The 8,426-nt window shown below is 73.3% G+C and carries 11 protein-coding genes; 1 reads left to right on the top strand and 10 read right to left on the bottom strand.

What is annotated here, in order from left to right; all coding sequences use genetic code 11:
- The 6 genes from KBX39_RS15695 to trxA form a co-directional block, all read right to left on the bottom strand.
- Positions 1-607: bifunctional 2-polyprenyl-6-hydroxyphenol methylase/3-demethylubiquinol 3-O-methyltransferase UbiG (locus KBX39_RS15695; RefSeq protein WP_043324663.1), on the bottom strand; the 607-nt coding region annotated here is incomplete at its 3' end.
- Entirely contained in the window at positions 546-1,442 is an 897-nt protein-coding gene (locus tag KBX39_RS15690) for a sulfite exporter TauE/SafE family protein (protein WP_043324662.1), read from the bottom strand. The genes KBX39_RS15695 and KBX39_RS15690, both read right to left, overlap by 62 nt.
- The gene (locus KBX39_RS15685) at positions 1,439-2,023 is read right to left on the bottom strand and encodes a rhodanese-like domain-containing protein (RefSeq protein WP_064446201.1); all 585 of its coding nucleotides are present in this window, start codon (positions 2,021-2,023) and stop codon (positions 1,439-1,441) included. The genes KBX39_RS15690 and KBX39_RS15685 overlap by 4 nt, the downstream gene beginning before the upstream one ends.
- Before the next feature lie 85 nt (positions 2,024-2,108).
- Positions 2,109-3,506 (bottom strand): MBL fold metallo-hydrolase, encoded by a 1,398-nt coding sequence (locus KBX39_RS15680; protein WP_210871235.1) that lies wholly within the window; start codon positions 3,504-3,506, stop codon positions 2,109-2,111.
- Between the two features lie 162 nt (positions 3,507-3,668).
- Positions 3,669-3,938 (bottom strand): metal-sensitive transcriptional regulator, encoded by a 270-nt coding sequence (locus tag KBX39_RS15675; protein ID WP_013285930.1) that lies wholly within the window; start codon positions 3,936-3,938, stop codon positions 3,669-3,671.
- Positions 3,939-3,993: 55 nt separating this feature from the next.
- Entirely contained in the window at positions 3,994-4,347 is a 354-nt protein-coding gene (gene trxA / locus KBX39_RS15670) for a thioredoxin (RefSeq protein ID WP_210871233.1), read from the bottom strand.
- A gap of 201 nt (positions 4,348-4,548) precedes the next feature.
- Here trxA and KBX39_RS15665 point away from each other — a divergent pair, with 201 nt between their 5' ends.
- The gene (locus tag KBX39_RS15665; protein ID WP_210871231.1) at positions 4,549-5,193 is read left to right on the top strand and encodes a type VII secretion protein EccB; all 645 of its coding nucleotides are present in this window, start codon (positions 4,549-4,551) and stop codon (positions 5,191-5,193) included.
- Positions 5,194-5,215: 22 nt separating this feature from the next.
- Here the strand turns inward: KBX39_RS15665 and KBX39_RS15660 are convergent, their stop codons facing one another.
- From KBX39_RS15660 to KBX39_RS15645, 4 genes are read right to left on the bottom strand one after another with little or no spacing between them, the layout of a single operon-like run.
- Positions 5,216-5,821 carry a bifunctional 2-polyprenyl-6-hydroxyphenol methylase/3-demethylubiquinol 3-O-methyltransferase UbiG gene (locus KBX39_RS15660; RefSeq protein ID WP_043324656.1) on the bottom strand — a complete coding sequence of 202 codons (606 nt, stop codon included), beginning with the start codon at positions 5,819-5,821 and terminating at the stop codon, positions 5,216-5,218.
- A gap of 32 nt (positions 5,822-5,853) precedes the next feature.
- On the bottom strand, positions 5,854-6,459 hold the full coding sequence (locus tag KBX39_RS15655) for a phosphoesterase PA-phosphatase (protein ID WP_069088186.1): 606 nt from the start codon (positions 6,457-6,459) through the stop codon (positions 5,854-5,856).
- 22 nt (positions 6,460-6,481) lie between these two features.
- The gene (locus tag KBX39_RS15650; RefSeq protein WP_043330209.1) at positions 6,482-7,348 is read right to left on the bottom strand and encodes a carbohydrate ABC transporter permease; all 867 of its coding nucleotides are present in this window, start codon (positions 7,346-7,348) and stop codon (positions 6,482-6,484) included.
- Entirely contained in the window at positions 7,348-8,307 is a 960-nt protein-coding gene (locus KBX39_RS15645) for a carbohydrate ABC transporter permease (RefSeq protein ID WP_113973852.1), read from the bottom strand. The genes KBX39_RS15650 and KBX39_RS15645 overlap by 1 nt, the downstream gene beginning before the upstream one ends.
- Positions 8,308-8,426: the final 119 nt, after the last annotated feature.

The following is an 8,426-nucleotide window of genomic DNA, read 5'->3' as shown; positions in this document are numbered from 1 at the left end:
AGTCGGCGGGGCGGGTGGCCACCACGACCGTGTCCAGCGCGTCCACGGCGCCGCCGTCGCTCGTCGGGACCGGCCGGCGGGTGGTCTCGGCGCGCTGGACCCGCAGCCCGGCCAGCCCGTCGACCACCGCCTCGGGCGTGAGCAGGACGGCGGGGTCCTGCGGGCCGCCGGTGCCACCGGTGAGGTTGGCCAGGTCGTGCCCGACCACCACGAGCGTGCCGCCGGGGCGCAGCGCGGACTTCGCCGCCGCGAGCACGCCGGCGAACTCGGCGGCGGGCAGGTGCAGGTAGCTGATCAGCACCAGGTCGTAGCTGTTCGGCACCGGCCGGTACGCGGTCACGTCCGCTACCCGCCAGTCGACGGTCACGCCCCGCGCGGCGGCCATCTGCCGCCCCCGCTCGACGGCCACGGTGGAGAAGTCCACCGCGTTCACCCGCCAGCCCTGACCGGCCAGCCAGACCGCGTTGCGTCCCTCGCCGGCCGCGATGTCCAGCGCCGACCCGGGAGTCAGTCCGGCGACCGACTCGACCACGAAACGGTTGGGCTCAGCGCTCCACACCAGCCCGGGCGTGTCGGCGTACCGGCTGTCCCAGGTGCTGCTGTCCACTGTGTCCCCTTCCTCGGCGGGCCCACACCGCCATGGTGACCGTACCGGCCGCGGCAAGCGCTCCCACGGTGAGTCCCCAGATCAGCGGCAGCTGTTGGGCGAGCACGAACACGCCCATCACCACGACGAACCAGCCGAAGCCGCGGCGCAGCACGTCGGCCGGGATCCGCCCGGCGAGCCGGCCACCGAGCAGGCTGCCGACGACCGCGGCGGCGGTGACCGCGCCGGCCAGCCCCCAGTGGATCTGCACGCTGGACAGGTAGCCGGCCAGGCCGGCGAACGACTTCAGCGCGATGACGACCAGCGAGGTGCCGACCGCCACCGGCATCGGCAACCCGCCCAGCAGGGCCAGAGCCGGTACGACCAGGAAGCCGCCGCCCGCGCCGACCAGGCCGGTGACCAGCCCGACGACCACGCCGTCCCCGACCACCCGCAGCATCGGCAGCTCGTGCGGCTTCGACCGGCCCTCGGTGGACCGGCGGCCCCGGAGCATCGCGACCGCGGTGGCCAGCATCATCAGCGCGAACCCGGTGAGCAGGACGCTCGCCGGCACGAACTCGGCCAGCCGGCCGCCCGCGTACGCGCCGGTCATGCCGGCCACGCCGAAGATGAGCCCGGTGCGCCAGCGGACCCGGTTCGCGCGGGCGTGCGGCAGCACGCCCACCGCGCTGGTCACGCCGACGACGAGCAGCGAGGTGGCGATGGCCTCCTTCGCGGGCAGGTCGGCGACGTAGACCAGCAGCGGCACGGCGAGGATCGAACCGCCGCCGCCGAGCAGACCCAGCGTCACGCCGATCAGCACCGCGCCGGCCAGCGTCAGCGCGAGGGTGGTCACCTGCGGCTCCCGTCGCGCAGCTGCCCCACGATCGTGTCCAGGTCGCAGCTCGCGCCCCGGTTGTACGGCAGCTTGCTCAGCAGCATGCCCATGGCGCAGGTGTTTGTGAGCGCGGCGAACGTGAGGCCCGCGCCGATGAACGCGGCGACCCACTTCAGGCCCGGCACGAACACCGACCCGAGGATCGCGGCGAGCACGATCGAGCCGGCGACGAGACGTACCTGGCGCTCCAGGTCCCAGCGGGCCCGGCCCTGGTTGACCGGCGCGTTCGTGGCCTGCCAGGCCAGCATGCCGCCGTCGAGCACCTTGACGTTGGGCAGGCCGACGGTGCCGAGCGCCTGACCGGCCTGGCCGGCCCGGACGCCGGAGCGGCAGATCAGCACCACGTCCTCGTCCAGGTGGCTGCGCAGCTCCGCGCGGTGCTCCCGGAGCAGGTCCAGCGGCACGTTGTACGCGCCGGGGATGTGCGCCGCCTCGAACTCACCGGGCGTGCGCACGTCGAGCATCCGGGGCGTACGGCCGGCGGCGATCAGTTCGCGCAGCGTCGCCGCGTCGATGGTGGTGGGGGTGGTCGTGGTCATGCTCTGTCTCCTTCAGCGGGTGTTTTCGGGCAGGGTCGAACGCCGGCCGGCGCAGGGGCACGCCGGCCGGGCGCTCGGGGAGAGGTCAGGCGCTGGGCGCCATGCGTACGCCGGCCGCCTCGGCCCGGCCGTACGAGTCGTCGATCAGCACCACGTCGCGGCCGGCGTTGGCGAGCAGGGACGCGGCGGCGGTGGCCCGGTAGCCGGAGCCGCAGTGCACCCAGACCGTCCCGGCGGGGATGTCGGCGAGCCGCTTCGGCACGTCCGGCAGCGGCACGTGGACCGCGCCGTCGATGTGCCCGGCCGTCCACTCGCCTGTCATCCGCACGTCGAGGACGACCTGCGGCTCGGGCAGCCCGGCCGGCGTCTTCCCGGCCTGCGCGGCGGCCAGCGCGTCGAAGTCGGCCACGGCCATCTCGCGCAGCTGCGACGGGTCGCCGGTCCACTGCTCGGGCTCGCCGGTGGCCTGGGCGGCCGGGCGGTCGATGCCGATGCGGACCAGCTCCCGCTGGGCGTCGGCGACCTGCTCCGGGGTCTGCGCCAGGAACGTGATCGGCACGCCCCAGTCGATCAGCCAGCCGAGCCATGTCGACATCGGCCCGTCCAGGCCGAGGCTGACCGTGCCGGCCAGGTGCGAGGCCGCGTACGCCTTTCGGTGGCGCAGGTCGACCACCCACTCGCCGGCGGCGATGCGACGGCGCAGCTCGTCGGCGTCGGCGCGGGCCACCGGCGTGAGGTCCACCGGGGCGGGACCGGCGGCGTTCGCCACGCCCATGTGGGCGTAGTACGCCGGGTAGGCGTCCAGCCCGGCCAGCGTCTCGGTGACGAACTGGTCGGCGGCCAGCCGCAGCACCGGGTTGGCCTGCTTCTCCCGGCCGATCGTCGACTCGGGGGCGTCGGCCTGGCTGGCCGAGCAGAAGCTGCCGAAGCCGTGCGTGGGCCACACCTGCGCGCCGTCGGGCAGCAGGTCGGCCAGCTTGCGCGCGGAGGCGTGCTGGTGGTGCGCCAGCTCGTGCGCGTACTGCTGGCCCAGCAGGTCGGTGCGGCCGGTGGTGCCGAACAGCAGCGAGCCGCCGGTGAACACGCCGGCCGGCGTCCAGTCGCCGTCGCGCTCGTCGAGCACGTACGACAGGTGGTGGAACGTGTGGCCCGGGGTGCCGAGCACCCGCAGCCGCATGGTGTCCGAGACCGGCACGGTGTCGCCGTCGGAGACCGGCGTGCGGTCGAACTCGACGGTGTCGGCGGCGGCCACGAGGTACTGCGCGCCGGTGATCCGGGCCAGCTCCAGGCCGCCGGAGACGTAGTCGTTGTGGATGTGCGTCTCCACCACGTGGGTGATCCGTACGCCCTTGGCGCCGGCCAGGTAGAGGATGCGGTCGATGTCGCGCTGCGGGTCGACCACGATCGCCACCCGGCCGTCGGAGGCCAGGTAGCTGCGGTCGCCGAGCGAGGAGGTCGCGATGACGGACACGTCGAGAGTCATGTCGTTTCCTCTCATTGCCTATATACCCCGGGGGGTATGTGTGGGACAGTCTGCGGCCCGGGTTCTCCGGGCAGTGGTTTACCCACCCGCGCCGTGGTCACACGGCGCGGGCGGGGCTCAGCCGGTCGGGCGGGCGGGACTCGGTCGGTCGGTCGGGCGCCGTCAGGCCAGGGACAGGAAGAGCTTCTCCAGCTCCTCCTCGGTCATCTCCGGCTCCTCGCCGGCCTGGCGGGCGGCGTCGCAGTAGCGCATGCCGGAAGCGATGATCTTGAAGCCGGCCCGGTCGATGGCCTTGGAGACCGCGGCGAGCTGGGTCAGCGCGGCGCGGCAGTCCTCGCCGTTCTCCATCATCTCGATGACGGCGTTGAGCTGCCCCCGGGCACGCTTCAGCCGGGTCAGCGCCTCGCCGGTCATCTCGGGTCGAAGATTCACGTCCCACCTCCTGCGCTCGAACATACCCCAGGGGGTACTACTGTCGCCACCCCGATCAGACGCCGGCCTGGGCCCGGACCTCGTTCATGTCGAGGTCACGCACGGCCCGGATCAGCTCCTCCAGCCCCGCCGTCGGCAGAGCGCCCGGCTGGGCGAACACCAGCATGCCGTCCCGGAACGCCATGAGCGTCGGGATCGACCGGATCTGGGCGGCCGCCGCGAGGGTGGGCTCCGCCTCGGTGTCGACCTTGCCGAAGACGATGTCCGGGTGCTGCTCGCTGGCCTTCTCGTAGACCGGCGCGAACGCCCGGCAGGGACCGCACCAGGCGGCCCAGAAGTCGACCAGGACGATGCCGTCCCGGTTGACGGTCTCCGCGAAGTCGGTGGTGGTCAACGCCACGCTGGCCATCGGTACCTCCGTTGATTCGGGTTCTGCATGTGTAACACACCCCCGGGGGTATCCATTCCGGGTGGGGTGGTCCTGGCCGCCTTGATCGACTCCAGCTCGGGGAGGTGGTGGGGTCCGGGCCGGTGAGGGACACGCAGGGTCGCCGGGGCATCGACGGAGCGCTTATCCTGTGCGCCGACCATCCCGGCGGGAAGGGACACGATGGCGTCGCGGCAGGACCAGCTGCACTCGTACCAGTTCACCGTCCAGCGGGCGGTCGCCGCGCTCGTCATGCGGGAGACGGACCCGCCGCAGTCCCCGTTCCGCCGGCTGGCCGGCGCCGGTCTGGCCAGCGTCCTGGTCGCCGCGATCGCGCTCGGCGGCGTCGCCCTCTACGGCCTGTTCACCGGCGGCGGTGACTCGTGGCGCGAGACCGGCGCGGTGATCGTGGAGAAGGAGTCGGGCGCACGGTTCGTCTACCGCGACGAGAAGCTGCACCCGGTGTTGAACTACGCCTCCGCGCTGCTGATCATCGGGGCGGAGCAGCCGAAGACGGTGCTGGTCGGCCGCCGCGCCATCGAGGGGGTGCCGCGCGGTCTGCCGCTGGGCATCGCCGACGAGGTGGTGGTGGAGCCGGGACGTGGCGCGCTGGTGGAGGCGGTGTCCGCGCCGGGCGCGACCGGCGGCACGGTCTGCGTGGTCACCGACCTGGGGCGGCGGTACGCGCTGACCGGCGCGGACGTGCCGGGCATGCTCGGCTACGCCGGGGTGCGTCCGGCGCGGCTGCCGGCGGGCCTGGTGGACCTCCTGCCGGCGGGCAGCCCGCTCGACCCGGAGGCCGCCCGCACCGTCGCCGCACCCGCCTGAGCCCTGGTCGGCAGGAGAAGGGTCAGTCGGCGGGGCGGCGCAGCACGCTCACCGCGAAGTCGGCGTCGTCGCGCCAGGGGCGCAGGTCCCAGGTGGCGAAACGGTGCTCGGGGCGCAGCCCGGCGGCCACCGCGTCGGCGTCCAGGTCGCCGACCGGGTAGCCGCGGTCGGTGGCGAAACCGACCACCACCAGGCCGTCCGGGCGCACGTGGGCGGCGACGCGGGCCAGCACGTCGCGTTCGGTGCCGGGGGCGACGAAGACCATCACGTTGCCGGCGAGCACGGCGGCGTCGAACGGCTCGGCCTCACCCTGCGCGGCCAGGTCCAGCTCGGCCAGGTCGGCGACCAGGAAGCGGGGGCCGGGGTGGTCGGCGCGGGCCGCCTCGACGAGTGTCGGGTCGGCGTCCACGCCGACGGCGTCGTGCCCGCGTGCGGCGAGCGCGGCGGCGACCCGGCCGGTGCCGCAGCCGGCGTCCAGCACGCGCGCGCCCGGCGGTACGAGCGCGTCGAGCAGCCGCGCCTCACCGGACAGGTCGGCGCCCTCGGCGGCGAGCTGGCGGAAGCGGTCCACGTACCACTGCGAGTGGCCGGGCTTCGTGTCGGTCACCCAGCGGGTCGGCTTGCCCATGAGGCCACCGTAGCTGATCTTGTGGCGGCGGGTCAGGCGAGCGCCAGGAACGTGCCGGCGGCCAGCGGTCCGCCGAGCGCGACGCCGGCCAGCACCTGCGGCCAGGTGTGGTCGACCAGCCGTACCCGGGACCAGCCGACCGCCGCGACGAGCGCCCAGCCGAGGTTCGCCGCCGGCCCGGCCAGCGGCACCAGCACGGCGACGGTGGCGGCGGCGACCGCCGCGTGGATGCTCAGCTTCCACCAGTGGTTCACCAGCGCGCACGCCGCGCCGACCACGAAGACCACCACGATCACGGCGAACAGTTCGGCGGGCGCGCGGACCGCCGCCAGCAGCAGCAACCCGGCCGCGACCGAGGCCAGCCCGATCGACAGCGGCCGGGCCCGCTGGGTGCGGTCGCCGACGTGCCGGTCGGTGAGCCGCCCCCGGCGTACGCCGTGGACGAGCACGCCGATCGGGATGACGGCGCAGAACGTGAGCGCGATGCCGCCCCAGAGCAGGAACTGGCCCGCCGAGCGGCTGACCCGGGCGGCGGCGATCAGCGGCAGCGCGGTGACCAGGACGGTCGGGGCGAGCGCCTCGGTGAGCAGCCGGGCCAGTCGGGTGCCGGCCGGTCGGTCCTCCCGTGATGCTCGCACCCGATCATCCTGGCACGGACGCTCAGCCCTTCTCGGCCCCGCTGGTGAGTCCCTCGGTGAGCATTCGCTCCCCGGCGAAGAACAGCACCACGATCGGCAGCGTGAGGATGACCGAGCCGGCCATCAGCACGGTCTTGGGCACCTCCACGCCGTCGGCGAGCAGCGACAGCCCCAGCGACACGGTCCACCGGTCGGGTCGATCGACCAGGAACAGCAGCGCGAACAGGTACTCGTTCCAGGCGATCATGAAGTCGTACAGCGCGACGGCCATCACCGACGGCGCGGCGAGCGGCAGGCTGACCCGGCGGATGATGCCGAGCCGGCCGGCGCCGTCGATCGCCGCCGACTCCTCGAGGCTGACCGGGATGGTCTCGAAGTAGTTCTTCAGCATGTAGACCGACACCGGCAGGGTTTGCGAGATGTAGACGAGCACCAGGCCGGTCAGCGACCCGCGCAGCCCGGCCCGGGTGAAGACCACGAACAGCGGGATCGCGATGACTATCGACGGGAACAGGTAGACCGCCAGGAACAGCGCGCTGACCTGGCGTCGGCCGAAGAACCGCAGGCGGGACACCGCGTACGCGCCGGGAATGGCGATCACCAGGGTGAGCGCGGTGGCGGCGAGCGCCACCAGGCCGCTGTTGCGGATGAACGTGAGGAAGCCCTGGCCGCCGTCGGAGACGGATTTCAGCACCTCCGCGTACGTGGCGACGGTCAGCTCGCCGAACGGCACCCACAGCGAGCCGGGGTCGAGCAGCAGGCGTTCGATCGGGCGTACCGACAGCACCAGCATGTACCAGAACGGCAGCAGCGTGACCACCAGGAACCCGGCGATCACCAGCCGGCGCAGCCAGCGCAGGCTGACCGTCTCGATCCGGTCCCGGTCCATCACGCCTCCCGTCGCGCGCCGAAGAAGCGCAGGTAGATCGCCACGAACACGAGCAGCACCACGGCGAGCACGACGGCCTGGGCGGCGGCCGCGCCGATGTCGGTGCGGGCGGTGAGGAACTGGTAGACGCGGACGCTCACCACCTCGGTGCCGGCCGAGCCGCCGGTGAGCAGGTAGACGTCGTCGAACTTGTTGAACGTCATGATGAACCGCAGCACGCCGATCAGCGCGATCACCGGCATGAGCTGCGGCAGCAGGATGTGCCGGAACCGCTGCGTGGGTGTGGCGCCGTCGACCCGGGCGGCCTCCTCCAGCTCACCGGGCACGGCTTGGAGCCGCGCGAGCAGGAACAGGAACGCGAACGGGAAGTAGCGCCACGCCTCGAACGCGATCACCGTCCACAGCGCGGTGGACTCCTGCGACAGGAACGGCACCGGCTGATCCCAGCCGAGGAAGCGCTTGCCCCAGTCGTTGACGATGCCGAGCTGCGGGTCCAGCATCACCTGCCAGACGAACGTCATGGCGACCACCGGCGCCACGTACGGCAGCAGCATCGACGCGCGGACCAGCGTGCGGCCCCGGAACGGCCCGCGTACGGCCAGCGCCGCCACCAGGCCCACCACTATCGAGCCGGCGGTGCCGCCGACGCTGTAGAGCACTGTGGTCCAGAGCGTGTCGGCGAACCCGGGGGTGTGCAGCACCCGGTCGATGTTGTCCAGCGTCAGCTCGCCGAACAGGCCGGTCTTGCGCAGCGTCGCCAGGCGTACCCGCTGGAAGGCCAGCACCACCGTCCAGACGATGGGTATGCCGATCACCGCGAGCACGACGAGCAGGGTCGGGGCGACCAGCGCGAGCCCGGCGCGGGACTCGCGGCGGCGCAGCGTCAGCGGGCGCCGGCCGGGTCGGCGGGACCGCTCCGGGGTGGGGGAGCGGCCGGCCTCCGGCGCGGTGGTGGTCAATTGACGCCCTTGGCTATCGCCTCGACGTCCTTGCGGGCGCGTTCGGCGGCGGCGCGGGCGTCGGACTTGCCGCCGACGACGTCGGCGAGCGCCTTGGGCACTGGTAGTTCACCCAGGAT

This window comes from Micromonospora sp. D75, from assembly GCF_018070405.1.
GTDB lineage: Bacteria > Actinomycetota > Actinomycetes > Mycobacteriales > Micromonosporaceae > Micromonospora > Micromonospora chalcea.
The sequence above is the reverse complement of the archived record's forward strand: the minus strand, read 5'-3'. Positions and strand labels throughout refer to the sequence as shown.